This is a genomic window from Halonotius sp. GCM10025705 (assembly GCF_042662885.1).
GTDB classification, from domain to species: Archaea; Halobacteriota; Halobacteria; order Halobacteriales; family Haloferacaceae; genus Halonotius; species Halonotius aquaticus.
Genome location: NZ_JBHSZD010000001.1, coordinates 1,123,865 through 1,142,035 on the forward strand (window position 1 = coordinate 1,123,865; position 18,171 = coordinate 1,142,035).

General features: G+C 63.6%; 11 protein-coding genes and 4 pseudogenes. 9 read left to right on the forward strand and 6 right to left on the reverse strand.

What is annotated here, in order from left to right; genetic code table 11:
* Positions 1-28: 28 nt before the first annotated feature.
* Positions 29-481, forward strand: coding sequence for a DUF5804 family protein (locus ACFQJB_RS06340; protein WP_120102512.1), 453 nt, complete (start codon positions 29-31; stop codon positions 479-481).
* A 176-nt stretch (positions 482-657) separates the two neighbouring features.
* Positions 658-2,382: an ATP-binding protein gene (locus ACFQJB_RS06345; protein WP_379725221.1), complete on the forward strand. Its 1,725-nt coding sequence runs from the start codon at positions 658-660 to the stop codon at positions 2,380-2,382.
* Between the two features lie 27 nt (positions 2,383-2,409).
* Here the strand turns inward: ACFQJB_RS06345 and ACFQJB_RS06350 are convergent, their stop codons facing one another.
* Both ACFQJB_RS06350 and ACFQJB_RS06355 read right to left on the reverse strand, forming a co-directional pair.
* Positions 2,410-3,321, reverse strand: coding sequence for a PLP-dependent cysteine synthase family protein (locus ACFQJB_RS06350; protein ID WP_379725224.1), 912 nt, complete (start codon positions 3,319-3,321; stop codon positions 2,410-2,412).
* Positions 3,322-3,458: 137 nt separating this feature from the next.
* Entirely contained in the window at positions 3,459-3,908 is a 450-nt protein-coding gene (locus ACFQJB_RS06355) for a pyridoxamine 5'-phosphate oxidase family protein (RefSeq protein ID WP_379725227.1), read from the reverse strand.
* A 172-nt stretch (positions 3,909-4,080) separates the two neighbouring features.
* Between ACFQJB_RS06355 and ACFQJB_RS06360 the strand changes: the two genes are divergently transcribed.
* On the forward strand, positions 4,081-4,485 hold the full coding sequence (locus ACFQJB_RS06360) for a TlpA family protein disulfide reductase (protein ID WP_379725230.1): 405 nt from the start codon (positions 4,081-4,083) through the stop codon (positions 4,483-4,485).
* An 8-nt stretch (positions 4,486-4,493) separates the two neighbouring features.
* Here the strand turns inward: ACFQJB_RS06360 and ACFQJB_RS06365 are convergent.
* Both ACFQJB_RS06365 and ACFQJB_RS06370 read right to left on the reverse strand, forming a co-directional pair.
* A pseudogene (locus tag ACFQJB_RS06365) lies at positions 4,494-5,745 on the reverse strand (Glu/Leu/Phe/Val family dehydrogenase).
* A gap of 100 nt (positions 5,746-5,845) precedes the next feature.
* Positions 5,846-8,052, reverse strand: a pseudogene (locus ACFQJB_RS06370) (VWA domain-containing protein).
* 31 nt (positions 8,053-8,083) lie between these two features.
* Here ACFQJB_RS06370 and cobN point away from each other — a divergent pair.
* The 5 genes and pseudogenes from cobN to ACFQJB_RS06395 form a co-directional block, all read left to right on the forward strand.
* Complete coding sequence (gene cobN / locus ACFQJB_RS06375; protein WP_379725232.1) at positions 8,084-11,965, forward strand: cobaltochelatase subunit CobN; 3,882 nt, start codon at positions 8,084-8,086, stop codon at positions 11,963-11,965.
* Complete coding sequence (locus ACFQJB_RS06380; RefSeq protein WP_379725235.1) at positions 11,958-12,704, forward strand: precorrin-8X methylmutase; 747 nt, start codon at positions 11,958-11,960, stop codon at positions 12,702-12,704. Before cobN ends, ACFQJB_RS06380 begins: the two co-directional genes overlap by 8 nt.
* On the forward strand, positions 12,701-13,468 hold the full coding sequence (locus tag ACFQJB_RS06385; RefSeq protein WP_379725238.1) for a cobalt-precorrin-7 (C(5))-methyltransferase: 768 nt from the start codon (positions 12,701-12,703) through the stop codon (positions 13,466-13,468). The genes ACFQJB_RS06380 and ACFQJB_RS06385 overlap by 4 nt, the downstream gene beginning before the upstream one ends.
* A complete protein-coding gene (locus ACFQJB_RS06390) occupies positions 13,446-14,768 on the forward strand; it encodes a cobyrinic acid a,c-diamide synthase (RefSeq protein ID WP_379727976.1) in 1,323 nt (440 codons plus the stop codon). Before ACFQJB_RS06385 ends, ACFQJB_RS06390 begins: the two co-directional genes overlap by 23 nt.
* Positions 14,769-14,805: 37 nt before the next feature.
* Positions 14,806-15,117 (forward strand): annotated as a pseudogene (locus ACFQJB_RS06395) (mechanosensitive ion channel domain-containing protein); the annotation flags it as partial.
* Between the two features lie 47 nt (positions 15,118-15,164).
* On the opposite strand, the pseudogene ACFQJB_RS06400 reads toward ACFQJB_RS06395, so the two are convergent.
* Positions 15,165-15,481 (reverse strand): annotated as a pseudogene (locus tag ACFQJB_RS06400) (RPA12/RPB9/RPC11 RNA polymerase family protein).
* A gap of 86 nt (positions 15,482-15,567) precedes the next feature.
* On the reverse strand, positions 15,568-16,428 hold the full coding sequence (locus ACFQJB_RS06405) for a helix-turn-helix transcriptional regulator (protein ID WP_379725241.1): 861 nt from the start codon (positions 16,426-16,428) through the stop codon (positions 15,568-15,570).
* Positions 16,429-16,579: 151 nt separating this feature from the next.
* Between ACFQJB_RS06405 and ACFQJB_RS06410 the strand changes: the two genes are divergently transcribed.
* Entirely contained in the window at positions 16,580-18,166 is a 1,587-nt protein-coding gene (locus tag ACFQJB_RS06410; protein WP_379725244.1) for a GMC family oxidoreductase, read from the forward strand.
* Positions 18,167-18,171 lie beyond the last annotated feature (5 nt).

Here is an 18,171-nt window from a genome sequence, read left to right on the forward strand (position 1 = left end):
TTTACTGTGTGGCCTGCTGTCCCCGAGCGTGACCCGTGTCTGTCTTGTCGGGAGCGACGATGTCGACCTCAGATACGAACTGCTCTCCCGAGAGACAGCCCGGGCGGCCGTCTCGACGTACGATCTCAGTCAACCATTCGCCAACACAGTCGCCCTTGAGACGGTCAGTCTTGGAGCCGCGGTCGCCCTCCTCAACGACCTCAACTGGTACCTGGTTCGATTCGCCGACACTGCCCTCGTCCAAGAACCGAGCATTAGCGAGACCGAATGGCTCTCACGCGATCTCGCAACCGCCGTCCGCGACCGCGAACTTCCACCGGAGGAAACCGACCAACGGCTCTGTGTCTACGGTGTCGATGACGACCAACTCGTCGAGCCGATGTATGTCACCCGTGTCGACGGCGAGATCCCGGACTACGATCTGCGAGACGTAGATGACACGGTCGTCGTCCGGGTGACAGCCGAGGAGTTTTCCGGCTAAGAAAGGGCGCTTATAAACCGACACAACCGTGCGGCGAGTTCTCCGTTCTCAGGCCGTGAAAAGCCATTTTGGTCGAATTCTGAATGAAATTTGGAAAACGGTTTTACGTGATGTTGGTCGAACCTATTCTTGGATGAACACAGCTCGACCGAACCGACAGCGGAGTACCGACAGGGGTGACAACCGATGCTAGCATCGGTGGTGGCCGCTCGGATCGCGCTGGCGTGGTTGGAATCGCCCTGCTGGGTGCGGCCGTCTGGATCGCTCGGCGACGTGAAACGGCTGCGCTGCGGCCGTTCGCGCTGTTTGTCGGTGTCGTCGGCACGCTGGCGGTCGCCGATGCCGTGGCTGCGGGCGCGCTCACGTCGCTGTCGACGGTCTGGCTGCTCACCGTGCTTGCGATTCCGTGTGCGTTCACGTGGTTTGTCATCGAATACTATGGCCTGCCGTATCTGGCGTCGCCGCGTCGGAAAGCGGCGTTTCTGGCCCCGGCGGTGATCGCACTGGTGGGTGGGATCGCACTGATTCTCACGCCGGAAAGCACCGGCTCGATGGCCGGCGGCGGGCCAACGGCACCGGCGGTGCCCGCGCCGCTTGGGTTCGCCGCCCTCGCCGAGCAGATCGGCCTCTACTACGCGGGCGGCGTCATGCTTGCCGGGGTAGCCCTGCTCGTGCAAACCGTCTCCGACTACGAGTATCTCGACCGCCGACTCGCGGGGGCTCTCTCGTTTGTTGCCGTCTGGCCGTGGCTGGCCTACGTCGTGACCCCAGCGATCGTCAGCAGCGTCGGTGTGGAGACGATTATCAGCCTCAACGCGAGCGGCTACACCCTGAGCCTCGCGGCCGTCGGGTTTGCGGTCACCCGTGGCGGCATCTTCGATGCGGCCCCGGCGGCCGGCACGCTCGGCCCAGAGACGGTGCTGGCCGATCTTGATGACGCCGTTGTCGTCGTCGACCGCGACCACCGGATCGTCACGCTCAATGATGCGGCCGCCGACAGCTTCGAGGTCGACCCCGAGACTGCCACCGCCACCCCACTTTCGTCGTGTGTCGGCTTCGACCTCAAGACGCTGCGTGACAGCGACACAGTTGAGCTGTCCGGTTCTGCGGGAACCCGACAGCTTGAGACAACAGTGTCACCAATCGCCGATCGCTTCGACCGACAGCCGGGGTACGCGATCGTGTTTACTGATGTTACCCAACAGCGGGTTCGGTCACAGCGGCTCTCGGTACTCAACCGGGTGCTCCGACACAACCTCCGCAACGAGATGAACAAGATCAGAGGGCGCGCGGAGCTGATCGCCGACGGCGGGCAGGGGTACGTCGATCACGCTGAGACCATCGTCTCATCGGCCGACGATCTCATGTCGACGGGCGAACGCGCGCGACAGGTCGAACAGATGATGTCGACCCCGTCGGCGATCGAGGAGCCCGCGTCGCTTGTCACCATCGCCGAGACGGTCGTCGAGGAGTATCAGTCGATGTATCCCGACGCCACGCTTTCGGTCGATATCGATGACTCACTGACCGCACCGATTAACGAACAGGTGTTGGCCCACGTCCTCGATAACCTCGTCGAGAACGCCGTCGTTCACAACGATGCGCCGACGCCGGTGGTCACGGTCGGCGCACGCGCGACCGACACCGGTATCGAGGTGTCTGTCGCCGACAACGGGCCCGGGATCCCCAGCACCGAACGAGCCGTTGTCGAGACCGGCGACGAGGACGCGCTTGCCCACGGCAGCGGCCTCGGGCTTTGGGCTGTCAAGTGGGGTGCCGTCCAACTCGGTGGCGAACTGGCTTTCGAGGATCGCAAACCGCGCGGCACAGTCGTTATGATAGCAATCCCAACCGAGACCAAGGCCGAACCGACGCCAGCGGCCGCGGCGACAGCGGACTGACGGAAGCGCCTGCGGTCGCTGATTTCGCTATTCGGCGTCGAACATCCCCGTCGAGACGTAGCGTTCGCCGCTGTCCCAGAAGACCGTAATCACGAGTGGGTCGTCGCGGCCGTCGTCGACTAATCGCTCGGCAACACGTTTGGCAGCGAGGTTCGACGCCCCGCTTGACTGGCCGACGAAGATCCCCTCCTCACCCACGAGGCGGCGACACTCGGCTTCGGCATTGTCGGCGGAGACGAGTTCAACGTCATCGAGCAGGTCGGTATCAAGATTCGGGCTGATGAAGCCCGGCCCCATCCCCTGGAAGCTATCGCCAGTGGGTTCTTCGCCGGAAATGACTGCCGAGTCGTCGGGTTCGACCGCGACGATCTCCATCTCTGGGAACGCCTCGCGCAGTCGGCGGCCGATGCCGGTGATCGTCCCGCCGGTGCCCACACCCGCGACGAGGGCATCGATCTCGCGATCGCCGACCTGATCGAGGATTTCGGGGCCGGTCGACTCGTAGTGCGCTTGGGGGTTCGCGGGATTGTCGAACTGGCGGAGTTGCACGTAGCCTTGCTCTGCTTCTAGTTCATCGGCACGATCCTTGGCGTCGGAGATATCTCCCTCGACGAGTTCGAGATCGGCTCCGTAGGCTTGCATGATCGACCGGCGTTCCGGGGATTTCGAGGCCGGCATCACGATCTGGACATCGTAGCCTTTCGCCGCGCCGACCATGGCAATCCCGATGCCGGTGTTGCCGCTGGTCGGTTCAACGATGGTGTCGTCGCCGGTGAGGTCACCGTCGCGCTCGGCGGCTTCGATCATCCACAGCGCGGCACGATCCTTCGCGGACCCACCGGGGTTTTGCGACTCGATCTTCGCGGCGATGGTCGCGCCCTCGGGGGCGTCAACCTCGACTAACGGCGAGCCGATGGTGTCTACGATAGTGTCGTCCATTGGCGGCGGTTCGCGTCACAGGCCTAAACGCGTGACGCTCTTGGCGACGCCGATGAGCCTCGACGGAGCCCTATCGAATCCCGGAGTCACAGGGTTGGTTGAGATGGCAACAAGCGGACGACTGGTGGACGACCAGGTCACTCCTGGCCGACAGCCCGACCGGCTCGGTCGTCGATTGTAAGCGCCCACACGTTGGGGTTTTCTTGGAGTTCGTATTTTTCAAGCAGTTCTGATTGGTAGGCGTTGTCAGCCATCGCCGCACGCGCAGCGTCCCACTCGTCGATCGTGATCCGGTCAAGTGAGCCAGAGACGATCACACTCCGCCACGACCCCTCAGGGTCGACGTCGAAGGTCGTGAAGCTCACGGTGTCGGCCTGTTCGGCATACGTTTCCTTTCGGAGGTCAGTGCTGGCATCGAGAAAGAGGAAGTACAGTGTGTCCTCGCCATCGTAGCCAAACGACAACGGGACGCCGTACGGCACACCATCAGCACTCATCGAAAGCACGCCGATCCCCATCTCTGTCAACACGTCGTCGATCGCAGCATCGTCGAGTTCCAAGCCCAACAGTGAGTGAGCGGCTGTCATATGACACACTCACACAGAGGCCGGATATAAACTTCAGGACGTGCTGTCGTCTCTGACACCATCCGTTGACGCCGAAAGTGTTCCCGTCGACGCCGAAAGTGTTCCCGTTGACGCCGAAAGTGTTCCCGTCGACGCCGAGAATGTTTTTAGCCTCCGAGAGCCAACCCAACGTATGCAACTGGAGACGATGACGCCAGCCGACGACTGGGAACCCGAGGCCGGCACCGAGGCCGCGATTGAGGCCTTAGGGGCTGCGGAGTACACGTTCCACGTCTGGGGCGGCGATTGGTGTATCGACTGCCAACACCAATTACCAGCCTTCGGCGCGGCGCTCAGCTACGCCGGTGTCGACGACGATCAGATCGAACACTACCCGGTCGAAAAAGACGACGACGGCTCGAAGACCGGGCCGGGCGTCGACGAATACGGGATCGAGTATATCCCGACTGTGGTTGTCGAGCGTGATGGTGAAGAGGTCGCTCGGTTTGTCGAGTCAGCGCCTGACTCGATCGCCGTAACGCTTGGCCGTGACCTCCACAAAATAAGCAACCCGGAAACGACGACAACAGGGGAGTAACGCGGTCGCTATGGCCAGTTGCCGCCCTGGTCGTATGCGCTGACGATCCGTTCGATCGCAACGACGTAGGCCGCAGTCCGGAGGTTCGGCGTCTCGGTAGCATCGAAGGCCTCGATGAGATCATCGAAGGCAGTCGTGATGACGCGTTCGAGTTCGTCGTTGACGCGTTCTTCCGTCCACGAGAACCGTTGTCGGTTCTGTACCCACTCGAAGTACGAGACGGTCACCCCGCCGGCATTGGCGAGGATATCAGGGACAACGTAGACATCCTTCTCAGTCAGCACCTCGTCAGCGGCGGGCGTGATCGGGCCGTTTGCGGCCTCGGCGATCACGTCGGCTTCGACATCCGCGGCCAGCGACTCGTCGATCGCGTTTTCGAGGGCTGCTGGGATCAACAGGTCAACATCCAGCGTGAGCAGTTCCTCGTTTGTGATCTCCTCGCTGTCGTTGTAGCCGACCACGGTACCGGTCTCGGCTTTGTGCTCGGCGGCCGCAGCAGCATCGAACCCATCTGGATCGTAGATGCCGCCGGTCGAGTCGGAGGCGGCGACGACAGTCCCGCCGGCCTCGTCGATGAGTCGAGCGGCGATCGCGCCGGCGTTGCCGTAGCCTTGGACGGCGACGGTCGCATCAGCGAGATCACGACCGAGCCACTCGAAGGCCTCTCGGGCGGCCAGCATGGTTGACCGACCGGTCGCCTCGACACGCCCTTCGGAGCCGCCGGAGTCGATGGCTTTCCCGGTGATGACACCTGGGGCAGTTGTGTGCTCCAGCGTTTCGTAGGTGTCTTTGATCCAGTTCATCTCTCGCTGGCCGGTGTTGACATCCGGCGCGGGGATGTCTCGATCCTCGCCGATCAGCGGACGGAGTTCGGTTGCGAACGCACGCGTGAGCCGCTCAGTTCGCTCTCGCTGTATTCCGCGGGATCGATTTCGATCCCGCCTTTGCCGCCACCGTACGGGATATCGACAATCGCACATTTCGCGGCCATCCAGCCGGACAGTGCCTTGACCTCATCGCGGGTGACGCCCGGATGATACCGAATGCCGCCTTTATACGGTCGCGGTCACCGTTGTACTGCGAGCGGAACGCCTTGAATACCTCGACGGTGCCGTCATCCAACTCGATCGAGAGATTCGTCTCTAAGACCCGTTCGGGGTGTTTGAGCCGCTCGATGACATCGGATGGTACATCAGTGTAGGCCGCTGCGTCCTCGACCTGTGTCTGTAGGCTCTCAAAAGGGTTGGCTTGGTCAGCCATACCCAAACAGGCGGCTGTGGGGAGTTTAATTGTGTCGTCATCCGTCTATGAGTGATCGACGATTACACCACAACGGGTTGTGAGATGGGTACACCTGCTTTCAGGACTCGGGTGGGGACGGCCCAGAGTCACCAGCCTGCTGGGCCTGCGCCACCGCAGTAGCGACCACTTGTGGCGATAGCTCCGCCAACGGCACCGTCTCCGCACCGGCCACCTCAACGATCGTTGGAATAAGTCCGCGGGCGTCATCACCGGCCGCAACAACGACGACGGCGGCGGCGACACCGGCCAACTGCTCGGCTGCCCGGCGCGTCGCTTGCGTCGGGCTCCCATCGGCGACGTTGGCCCGTCCATCGGTGATAATGACGGCCACCCCAATCGGGGAGTCGGCATCGTCGAGAACCGTGGCAGCCGTCGAGAGGCCGGCCGGCAGCGGCGTCCGGTCGCCCGTCGGTAACGATTTGAGATGCCGCGCGGCCAGCGAGACGCTCCGGGTCGGCGGCAACAACACCTCCGCGTCGTCGCCGCCAAAGGCGACGAAGGCGACCTCATCGCGTTGCTCGTAGGCGTCCCGGAGGAGTTCGAGTACGACGCCTTTCGCGGCCTTCATCGCCGGCGTCATCGACGCGCTCGCATCGACGGCGAACACGATGGTCGCCGCCTGCTCGCGTTCTCGCACCGACTGCTGGAGATCGTCATTAGTGACTCGGTTATGGCCACGACTCGCGGCTGTCCGCACCGACGCGGCGGCATCGACTGGGGCCTCGCCTGTCGCTGGCTCAGTCCGAACGCGTGTCCCCCGACCGCCGGCCTGTTGCTGGTGGCCACGTTCTCCCGGTGATCCGCTGTTTGCATCGATATCGCCCTCATCGACCGTGTCGTCGATATCGGGCGCGGCCGCGTCGCCGACGCCGGTCCGCTGCTGGCCGGGAACGAGCGGTGTTCCCTCAGTTTCGTCGTCGCGTTCGTTCGATCCCGGGTCGTCGCCATCGTCGCTGTCTCCACCGCTTTCCGAAGTATCGGCTTGCCCACTATCTGGCTCACCATCGGCCCCGCTGGGGGCCGAGGCTTTGCTTCCGGTATTCTCATCGGTCCCTCGCTGTCGGTGTCGCTACCGCCGTCGTCAACGCCCTCGTCGTCGCGCTTGCCTTCGTTGCCGTCGTCGGATTCACCTGTCTCCTGGTTTTCGTCCGCTGAAGCTTCCGAGTCCTCGGCATCACCTGATTCGTCGGCATCGCCGTCACCGGTGTTCTCAGCATCATCCTCGCCACTGGCGTCATCGTCGTCGAAATGATCATCAAGCAACTCCTCGGGATCGGGCGGCTCCTCGAAGGGTTGGCTCTTGAGCCGATGCGGGAGAGTGTATCGGGCAGCCTCTTGGATGTCGGATTCGATGACTTTCGGGCGTCCATCCAGCGCGGCCGAAGCGATCGCCGCCCGCGCCGTGGCGATGTCGGCTCGGTGGCCGTCGACCTCGGCGTCGGTACAGAGTTCGGCGATTGATTCCTTGAACTCATCCGGAAGCGACACCGACGCGACGCCGTCGCGGGCAGTGCGTAACGACTCGCGGAGATCGGTGACCGCTTCGTCGTACTTCGCGGCGGCATCTTCGTCGCCCTCGGCCAGCGCGCGGTCGATGATTTCGACGCGGTCGTCGAGTTCCTGACAGCCTGTCACTGTCGCTTGCAAATCAAAGCGGTCGCGGAGCTGCGGCCGGAGATCACCCTCTTCGGGGTTCATCGTCCCGATCAGTGTAAATTCGGCGGGGTGAGAGACACTGATCCCGTCGCGTTCGACCGTGTTGACGCCGCTGGCGGCGGCATCGAGCAGTACGTCGACGAGGTGGTCGTCGAGCAGATTGATCTCGTCGACGTAGAGAATCCCCCGGTTCGCCGCCGCGAGCAGGCCGGGGTCGAACTCCGCGTCGCCGGCCATCGCATCCTCGATCGAGAGCGTGCCGACGACGCGGTCGCGGGTCGCTCCCAGCGGGAGGGTGACCAGCGGCACCTGTCGCGTCTCGACCGGGAGGTTCTCGCGGTCGCGGGCGCGGCAGTCCTCGCACTGGCTGGCTGGATCGTCAGGAGCACAGCCGTACGGACAGTCGGCGACAGCCTGCTGTTCGGGCAGCAAATCGACGAGCCCGCGCACCGCCGTCGATTTCGCGGTGCCTTTCTCGCCGGTGATGACCGCACCGCTGAGGTCGTCGTGGGTCGCAGCGAGCAGCAGCACCCGTTTGAGGTCATCTTGGCCGACGATGGCGGGGAAAGGCACTGACGACAGTTTTTTGCTCACCGGGTCTGCAACCATACTTGCGCTACTACAACGCTGGTTTATAAAGATGACACGGATTGGCCTCTATACGGCAACGGAAAACGAACTCGGCTCCGTCCAGCGGGCGGCGGGCCGACTCGATGGTATCGATCTCGTCGTCCGCTCGGAGGGCGACCTCGATGAGCAGACGGACGTGGAGGCGTTCGTCGACAACTGCGCGGACGCGGCGGCAGTTGTCCTGTGGCTTCATGGCGGCGAGGACAGCATGCCTGGCTACGAGTACGCCGTCGACCGGCTGCGAGAAATGGGCGTCCCGCTGATCGTCAAGGGAACCGGCGACGCTTTCGCCTTCGAGGACACCTCCGTCGCCGACGCCGACCGCGATCTGGTCTACGCGTATCTCGAACGCGGCGGCACCATCAATGTCGAACACTGCTGTCGGTTCCTGGCAAGCGAGTACGGCGGCGTCGACACCGAGTACGACCACCCCACGGAACTCCCGACCGAAGGCGTCTATCACCCTGACCACCCCGGTATCGAGTACGACGCCCTCCGGAAGACGTTCGATCCTGACAAACCGACGATCGCTATCTGGTTCTACGAATCTCACTGGACACACGAGAACACCCGCTACGTCGATGCCCAAGTCCGCGCGCTCGAATCGCAGGGCGCGAATGCACTCCCTATTTTCTGCAATCCTGCAGCCGAGGAAGAAGGGCAGGAAAACGCGGAGTGGGTCACTGACAACTGGCTGCTCGAAGATGGTGAGCCGATTGTCGATGCTGTTCTCTCCTCGTTCATGTTCTCGCTGTCGATGGACGAACGCGGCCGCTCGGCCAGCGACGAGGGCGACTCGGCCGAGGGCGTGTTTCTCGACCGCCTCGGCGTCCCCGTCCTCCAGACGATCACGACGATGCGCTCCCGCTCCCGATACGAATCAAGCGACACCGGCGTGATGGGCTTCGAACTCGCACTCTCGGTCGCGCTCCCCGAGTTCGACGGCAACGTCATCACCCACCCGATCTCCGGCAAGGAGCGCATGGACGACGCCGCCGACATCGGCAGCGCGCCGAAACACCATTTCCCGATCGAGGACCGCGTCGACCACGCCGCCTGCCTCGCTGTCAATTGGGCACGACTCCGCCACCTGGACAACGACGACAAAAACGTCGCTGTCGTCCTCCACAACTACCCGCCGAGCGACGACGGTATCGGGACGGCCTTCGGGCTTGACTCCCCCGAGAGCACGATCAACCTCCTCGACGAACTCGACGCTCGTGGCTACGACCTCGGCGACAGCCACCCAAATTCGGGCCAGCAACTCATCGACACGCTCACCAGCCAGCTGACGCTCGACAACCGCTGGGTCGCCCCTGAGGACGTGCGCGACCGCTCGGTCGATGTCGTTGCGACCGACCAGTACCGCGAGTGGTTCGCCGACGCCGACGAGCGGTTTCGGGAAAATATTATCGAGGAGTGGGGCGACCCACCCGACCGGCCGTTTGCGATTCCAGGAGCTGAATTCGGCAACGTCCTCGTCACCGTTCAGCCGCCGCGTGGGTTCGGGATGGATCCCGCAAAAGTCTATCACGACTCTGACCTCCAGCCACCACACGACTACTACGCGTTCTACGCGTGGCTGCGCAACAGCTTCGAGGCCGACGCCGTCGTCCACCTCGGCACCCACGGCTCGCTGGAGTGGCTGCCCGGCAAAACCGTCGGGCTCAACGGCGCGAGCGCGCCCGACCAGCTGATCGGCGACCTGCCGAACGTCTACCCCTACATCGTCAACAACCCCGGGGAGGGAACCCAGGCGAAGCGACGCTCATACGCCGCCATCGTCGACTACTTGACGCCGGTGATGGCCAACGCAGGGACGTATGACGAACTCAGCGAACTAGAAGAGCTTGCCAACGAGTACCGCGAGGCCGGGATGGAAGACGCCCGCAACGACAGCGGCGAGCAACTGGCAGATCTCATCCGCGAACGAGTCGACGATCTCGATCTCGCGGTCGAACTCGGGACGAGCGGCACAATCGACGAAGCGATGGAGGTTCGCGGCCCCGACGAAGCCGGCTCGACACTCGCCGAAGGCGATGTTGCTGGTGACGACCTCGCTATCGACGAACTGGTCGAGCGGATTCACGAGTATCTGACCGACGTGAAGACGACACAGATCCGTCTCGGCCTGCATACGATGAGCGAACCGCCGGTCGACGACCGGCTTGTGGAGTATCTCGTCGCGCTCACTCGCCTCGAAAATGGCGACACACCGAGCCTCCGGGAGAGCGTCGCCGGCGCGCTCGGCGTCGATTACGACGCGATGCGGAACCGCCCCGGCGAGTACGATGACGCCCTCGAGATGACATATGCCGAGGCCGCCGACCACGTCCACGAGACCTGTGTCGAGTTAGTCGAAACCCTCGCAGCCAATGACTTCGACGTGCCGGACTCCGAGCGAGAGGCCGGCCCGGACGACGAGGTCAACATCAATCTACTCGTCGTCGATATCGATACCCTCGGCGACGGCCGGGCGAACTCCGGCGCGCACAACGACCTGCGAGAGGCACTCGCGTTTATCTGCGAGGAGGCCGCCCCGCGAGTGCAGGGTGCCGAAGACGAGGTTCCACGCACGGCCGACGCGCTCAACGGCGAGTACGTCCCACCAGGCGGCTCCGGTGCGCCGACCCGGGGCGGCGTCGACCTGCTGCCGACAGCGCGCAATTTCTACACGCTCGATCCGCGCAAGGTGCCGGCGAAATACGCGTGGCAAGTCGGCAAAAACGTCGCCGAGGGCGTCCTCGACCGCCACCACGATGACAACGACGAGTATCCCGAGGAGATCGGCGTCGTCGCTTGGGGGACGCCCACGGTGCGAACGAAAGGCGAGACCATCGGCCAGGTGCTGGCGATGATGGGCGTGCGGCCGGTCTGGACTGACGCCGGCCGGATCGACGACGTGGAGCCAATCGACCTCGACGAACTCGGCCGTCCCCGGATCGACGTGACGACGCGTGTCTCAGGGCTCTTTCGGGATGCCTTCCCTGCCGCAGCCGGTGTCATTCACGACGCCGTCTCCGCGGTTGTCGATCTCGACGAATCCCACGACATGAACTACATCAAGAAACACGTCGAGGAGGAAGCCGACGAACTCGAAGCCGACGGGCTTGATCCTGACGAAGCGAAAAGCGCGGCAACGAACCGCGTGTTCACGACCCGCCCGGGCGGCTACGGCGCGGGCACGAACAAGGCCGTCGACGAGGGCAACTGGGACGACCGCGGCGACCTCGCCGACGTGTACGTCCAGTGGGGCGGGTACGCGATGGGTAAACGCGGGAAAGTCAGCGAGGCCCACGATAGCTTCGAACGCCGCCTCTCAAGCGTCGATGCGACGGTCAAAATCGAGGACACGATGGAACAGGACGAACTCGACTCCTCGGACTGGTACGCCTTCCACGGCGGATTTATTTCGGCTGTCTCCGAAATCGCCGGCAGCGAACCAGCCTCCTACGTCGGCGACTCCTCCGATCCCGAGAACGTCGATGTCTACACCAACGAGGAGAAAGTCCGGAAGGCGATGCGGGCTCGTGTCCTCAACCCTGAGTGGCTCGATTCGATGGAGGAACACGGCTACAAGGGTGCGGGCGACCTCTCGACGACGGTCGATGTCGTTCTCGGCTGGGACGCCACGACGGGCGTCATCAGCGACACGCTCTGGGAAGATGTCGCCGAGAAGTTCGCGTTCGACCAAGACCGCCAAGAGTGGATGCGCGACGTGAACCCCTGGGCGCTCGAATCGATCACCGATACCTTGCTGGAGGCCATCGACCGCGACCTCTGGGAGGCCGATGACGAAACCGTCGATCAGCTACGGGATATCAACCTCAGCGTGGAGGGCGACCTGGAAGCGCGTGCGAGCGAGGCAACCCCGGAGGCAGCCGATGACTAAGCAGGACGCGGAAGCGGGCGACGGCTCCGACGGCGTCGATGAGGAGTACGCCGATCTCGGCGCGACCACCGAGGAGGCGATGGACATCGCCGAGACGAGTATGGACATCGTCCGGCAGTTCGTCCCCGACGAGACGCTCGCTGATCGGTTCCGCCAGAAGGCCGTCCACTCGATGGGCGACATCGAGTTCCAGCACCTTCTGCGATTTACTGGCACCGACAGCGACGGCAACGCCGACGATGCCGCGCCGATCCGTGCCGGCGCACGCGCCGTCAACCGCGAAGCGACCATCGTCACCGATATCACGATGTCGAAAGCCGGCGTGACGGGACGTGGCCACAACTGCGAGAAGCGCAAGGCCATCGGCAACGGCGCGAAACTCGCCAAGGAGACGGGGATGACCCGTACCGCCGCCTCGGTGCTCGAACTCGACAAACAGGGCGTCTACGAAGACGCCATCGCTGTCGTCGGCAACGCGCCGACCGCCGCTTTCGCGCTCGCAGACTGCATCGAAAACGGCACCCGGCCCGCCGTCATCGTCGCTACGCCAGTCGGTTTCGTCAAAGCCGTCGAGAGCCGCGAGCGCATCCGCGAAGTCGCCGCCGAGTACGACGTGCCGGCGATCACGAACGTCGGTCGCCGTGGCGGCAGCGGGCTGGCGGCCGCACTGACGAACGAACTGATTCACGTCGCCAGCGACGCACGCGACGGTGAGATCGACCTGGAGTCGGGGTCGTGAGCGACTACGACCTCGATTCCGGCCCTGATCCGGCGACGGTCGCGGCAGCCACAGCCGAGTCCGCAATCGACGAGTCAAATGACCCGGTCTATGCGGTCGGGATCGGCCCCGGCAACCTTGACTACTTGACGCCGCGTGGTCGCCGCGCTATCGAAGACGCCGATGTCGTCGTCGGCTTCGAGACTGTCGTCGAGTTCATCGCCGACGAGACCGACGCCGACCTGCTGACCTGTGGATACAAGGATGAGCGTGAGGCTCTCACGAGCTTCGCCGACCGCGTTGCCGACGGCGAGCGCGGGACGGCCGTGCTGATGGGCGATCCGAACCACTCGGGGTATCAGTTCGTCGGCAAGGTTCAGGGCGTCGTTGACAGCCCCGTCCGTGTGATTCCGGGGATTTCCTCGCTGCAGATCGCAGCGGGCCGCGCCCGGACGCCGATGGAAGATACCGAGTTCGTCACGCTGCACAAAAGCGGGGACATCGCCGACGACATCGCGAGGCTCACCGATGCTGTCGGCGACCGGCACCTCCTCGTCTTGCCGCGGCCGTTCGACTGGATGCCCGGCGACATCGCCGCCCACCTGCTGGATCACGGAGCCGACCCCGAATTAGAGGCATTGGTGCTGGAAAAACTCACCCACGACGACGAGTCGATCACGCGGTCGTCGCTCGGCGCGCTGTGCGACCACGCCGGTGGCTCGGAACCCGACGACACGCCGTTTTCGGATCTGTCGGTGCTGGCTGTGCGACGGGAGGTCGCATGAAGGGGTCGTCCTCGGCGGCGTGAGTTCCGGCGTCGGTAAGACCGTCGCCACGCTCGCCATCATCCACGCGCTCAATGATGCGGGCTACAAGGTACAGCCGGCGAAGGCCGGCCCGGACTTCATCGACCCGAGCCACCACGAGGCGATTGCGGGCCGGCCCTCACGCACACTCGATCTGTGGCTGGAAGGCAACGAGGGGATCACTCGCAACTACGCCCGCGGCGATGGCGACATCTGCGTCGTTGAGGGCGTGATGGGTCTCTACGACGGTGATGGCTCCAGCACGGCGATGGTCGCCGAAGCCCTCGATCTGCCGGTCGTCCTCGTCGTCGACGCGAAGGCCGGCATGGAGAGCGTCGCCGCCACAGCCTACGGGTTCCGCGAGTACGCGGCGACGATCGACCGCGAGATCGACGTTGCGGGTGTCGTCGCCCAGCGTGCTCACGGCGGCCGCCACGCCGAGGGGATTCGGGACGCACTGCCCGACGAAATGACGTATTTCGGGCGGATTCCGCCATCGAGCGATCTCGAAATCCCGGATCGGCACCTTGGCTTGGAGATGGGTGAGGAAGCCGCGCTTCCCCGTGATGCGCTCGCCGAGGCTGCCGCGTATCTTAACACTGAGGGACTGGTCGATGTGGCGCAGGAACCCCCGACTGACGCCGAGTGGCTCCCAGCCGAGCCGACAAACGCGACGGTCGCCGTCGCCAGCGACGCCGCGTTCTGTTTCCGCTATCCAGCAACCATCGAACGGCTCCGCGAGCGGGCGACCGTCAAGACGTTCTCGCCGGTCGCCGGCGATCCGGTGCCCGACTGCGACGGGGTCTATCTGCCCGGTGGCTATCCCGAACTCCACGCCGAGGCGTTGGCGTCATCGCGGACGCTTGCCGACCTCAGCGAGCAGGCCAGCGACGGCCTGCCGGTCGTCGGCGAGTGCGGCGGCCTAATGGCGATGAGTCAGTCGCTGACGACCGTCGATGGCGACACCTACGAGATGGCCGGGATTCTGCCAGCGGACGTGACGATGCGCGACCGGTATCAGGCGCTCGATCACGTCGAACTCGACGCTACGACGGAGACGCTGACCGCGGGCAGCGGCGAGTCGATCCGCGGCCACGAGTTCCACTACTCGGAGGCGACCGTTGGCGACGACGCGCGGTTCGCCTTCGACGTGCGGCGCGGCGACGGCATCGCCGCCGACCACGACGGCCTTCTGGAATACGACTCGCTGGGCACCTACGCCCACGTCCATCCTGAAAGTGGTGCGTTCGACCGGTTCATCGAGTCGTTGGTGGACTGAGGGCACGCCGCAGCAAATCTGCCTGTCGCTTGCGCCGGATGTCGCCGCCAGCCTCGGGACGGCGACCGGCTTCGTCGCCCTCGGCGTTGCCTCCGCGCTCAAGGAGATGCTCGCCCACACCGTTGCCGGCGTCTATTTGCTACAGGATGCCGATTTCAACGAGAGTAATCGCGTGACGACAGCCCCCGTAACGGACACGGTCGCCGGGATCAGCCTTCGGAAAACGCGGATTTGCGGCGACGGCGGCGATCTGATCGTTGGTGCCAACCGCGATGTAGAGAAGAAATGGGTGCAGGAAGCCGATGCGGACGGTGACGGTGGAGAAACAACGGCGGGAGACGGTGCGTGAACCCTCGTTTATCGAGTCGGTGTCGGTGACAGCGAACAGACGCGCAATCAGGTCTCGCGCCATTTGTGGCCGCACTCGACGCAGGTGAACAGCCGAACCTCGTAGGAGCCGCCCGGCTTCGGCATCATCTCCGAGGAAGCCCGGTCGCTGTCGCAGCCCTCAGCCGGACAGGACTCTTCGACCGTCTCGCTGGCGTCCTGCGTCGCGTCGGCGACAGCGGGTTTCTCGTCGGTTTGCTGTCCATCCTGGGTCGTCATCGCCGCTTCTGCCTCGGCGTCCCGGGGGCCTCGTTTTCACAGGAGCGACACACCCACCTGTCGCCCGCCGTGTGCATCAGCGACCCACACTCATCACAGAATTGCATACACTGTCAGAATGCACGGGCGTCGGATATATCTGTCAACTTCCGATCCGTCCTGAACACGACGCAGCCACACAATACGATCTGTGTCACTCCCACAGGTCAGGGAAATTGCGTTTGACGTACGGGTCGAGCGGATCTGACTCCGCCCAGAGCATTGCAAAGAGGTCGCGGCCCCACTGGAGTGCTGCCTCAGTCTCGGAGACAAACAGGGCCGTGGTGTCAGCGACCGAGCCACGGTCTGACGGGTCAGTCGATCCAGGCTCGTCGTATCGATCCGTCGTAGGCTCGCTCACTGTCGGCAGTTCGAATTTTAGTTTCTCGTCGGTGACAACCGACGCGAACTGGCAGTCAGTCAGCCGGATGGTCGCTGGCGCTAAGTTGTTTAGCTCCTCGCGGTGGCCGTCCTTGTACCGCTGGAAACTGACATCAATCACGCCGCGGGTGACCAACAAGCGTGTGTCGGGGGTCGTTGGGATCGCCTCCTGATGGCGGCGTGAGTAGTACGGCGTTGTCAACTCACAGGCGTCGGCCGATTCGAGGATACTGATGGCCACGTCTTCGGATCGATTGGGATCCTGCGGCGTATCGCGGATGATCTCGTAGTCGCCGATCTCTGGCAGTCGTCGACGAAACTGTGGTGGAATGACGCTGGTGCGGTGGGTTTTCCAGAACATCGGATTCGTTTCGAGAAACGCTTCCGAGGACTGCCATGCCTCGACGCTGTCTGCGACAAGCGAGCCGTGGGCCGTGAGTTCCCACCCGGTGTCGCTTTGGGTCAGCAGCCCACGATCCCGCAGCGTCCCAAGTGCGTCGTAGATCGCTGAGTCGCTCGCCGTGATTTCGGACAGCAGCATGTCGGTCGGTGTCACACGCTCGGCGACCCGAAGCACGATCTCTGTCCGCACCGAGGACGTGAGGACAAACTCGTTTGGCGACTGCGACGGCATTCACCCATATCCCCGTGGGCCTCCTACTTAATTTATCAGATTCCAAAACAAACGGAAGCGCGAGCCGCCCGGTGACCGCTCCCCCGGCGGTTCACGGGTCGTCTCTGCGATACTGTGGGATTTATGCCGCTGTTTTCGATGGTGTGATAGCATGTCAACCGCAGGTGGCGAACCCTATGACTACGTGATCGTTGGCGCGGGATCGGCGGGGTGTGTCCTCGCCAATCGGCTCTCGGCCGACGACGACACTGACGTGCTGCTGTTGGAAGCGGGCACCCCTGATGAGAAAAATGAAATCGGCATTCCAGCGGCGTTTTCAGAGTTATTCAAATCCGAGGTCGACTGGGCCTTCGACACCGAACCACAGCCCGAACTGAACGACCGGGAGTGCTACTGGCCACGCGGGAAAACTCTCGGTGGATCGAGTTCGATCAATGCGATGATCTATGCGCGCGGCCACCCCGAAGACTACGATCACTGGGCTGACCTCGGCAACGATGGCTGGGCCTACGACGACGCGCTGGACTATTTCAAGCGGGCTGAACACAACGAACGCGGCCCCTCCGAGTATCACGGTACCGGCGGCCCACGCAACGTGGCCGACCTCCAGCAGCCAAACGAACTCACCGAGGCGTTCATCGAGGCGGGAGAGGCGGTCGGCCTGCCCCACAACGACGATTTCAACGCCGGCGAGCAGTCCGGTGTGGGGCTCTATCAGGTGACACAGAAGGACGGCCAGCGACACAGTGCTGCCGACGGCTATCTCAAACCGGTGCTTGATCGATCGAACCTGACTGCGACCACCGGTGCACAGGTAACGCAGGTTCGGTTCGACGGCCACACGGCAGTCGGCGTGGAGTACGTCAAAGACGGATCAACTGAAACGGTCGATGCCGCCGAGGAAGTCATTCTGTCCGCAGGGACGATCAACTCACCGCAACTGCTCATGCTGTCCGGAGTTGGGCCGGCAGAGCATCTCGAAGCCCACGATATTTCGGTCGTGCAGGATCTCCCCGGTGTCGGCAAGAATCTGCAGGATCACCTCCAAGTGAAGATCAATTATGCCTGCGAGAAATCGATCACGCTGGAAGGGGCGGACTCACTGTGGAACCTACTCAAGTATCTGGTCTTGAAACGCGGGCCGTTGACCTCGAACGTCGCTGAGGCCGGCGGCTTCACGTCCGTGTCGGAGGAATCTGATCGCCCCGACATCCAGTTCCACTTCGGCCCCTCGTACTCGGTTAACCACGGGTTCGACAATCCCGACGGGCATGGGTTCTGGCTTGGCGCGCTGTGTCTTCGCCCGGAGAGTCGTGGAGAGATCAGGCTTCGGTCGGACGAGCCAACGGCAGATCCGGTCATCGATCCGCAGTACCTGACCGAAGGTGACGATCTAGAAGTCCTGCTCGAAGGGGTCAAATTAGTCCGCGAAATCCTGCAAGCCGCCCCGTTCGACGAGTACCGCGGCGATGAGGTAGCGCCGGGTGCCGATGCCCAATCGGACGAGAAGCTGATCGAGCATATCCGTGAGACGGCCGAATCACTCTATCATCCCGTGGGAACCTGCAAGATGGGTGGCGATGAGATGGCGGTCGTTGACGACCGCCTCGCTGTTCACGGGATCGAAGGGCTCCGCGTTGTTGATGCCTCGATCATGCCGAGGATCACCAGCGGAAACACTGACGCCCCGACGACCATGATCGCCGAGAAAGCGGCTGACTACATCCTGGACGCATAGCTACG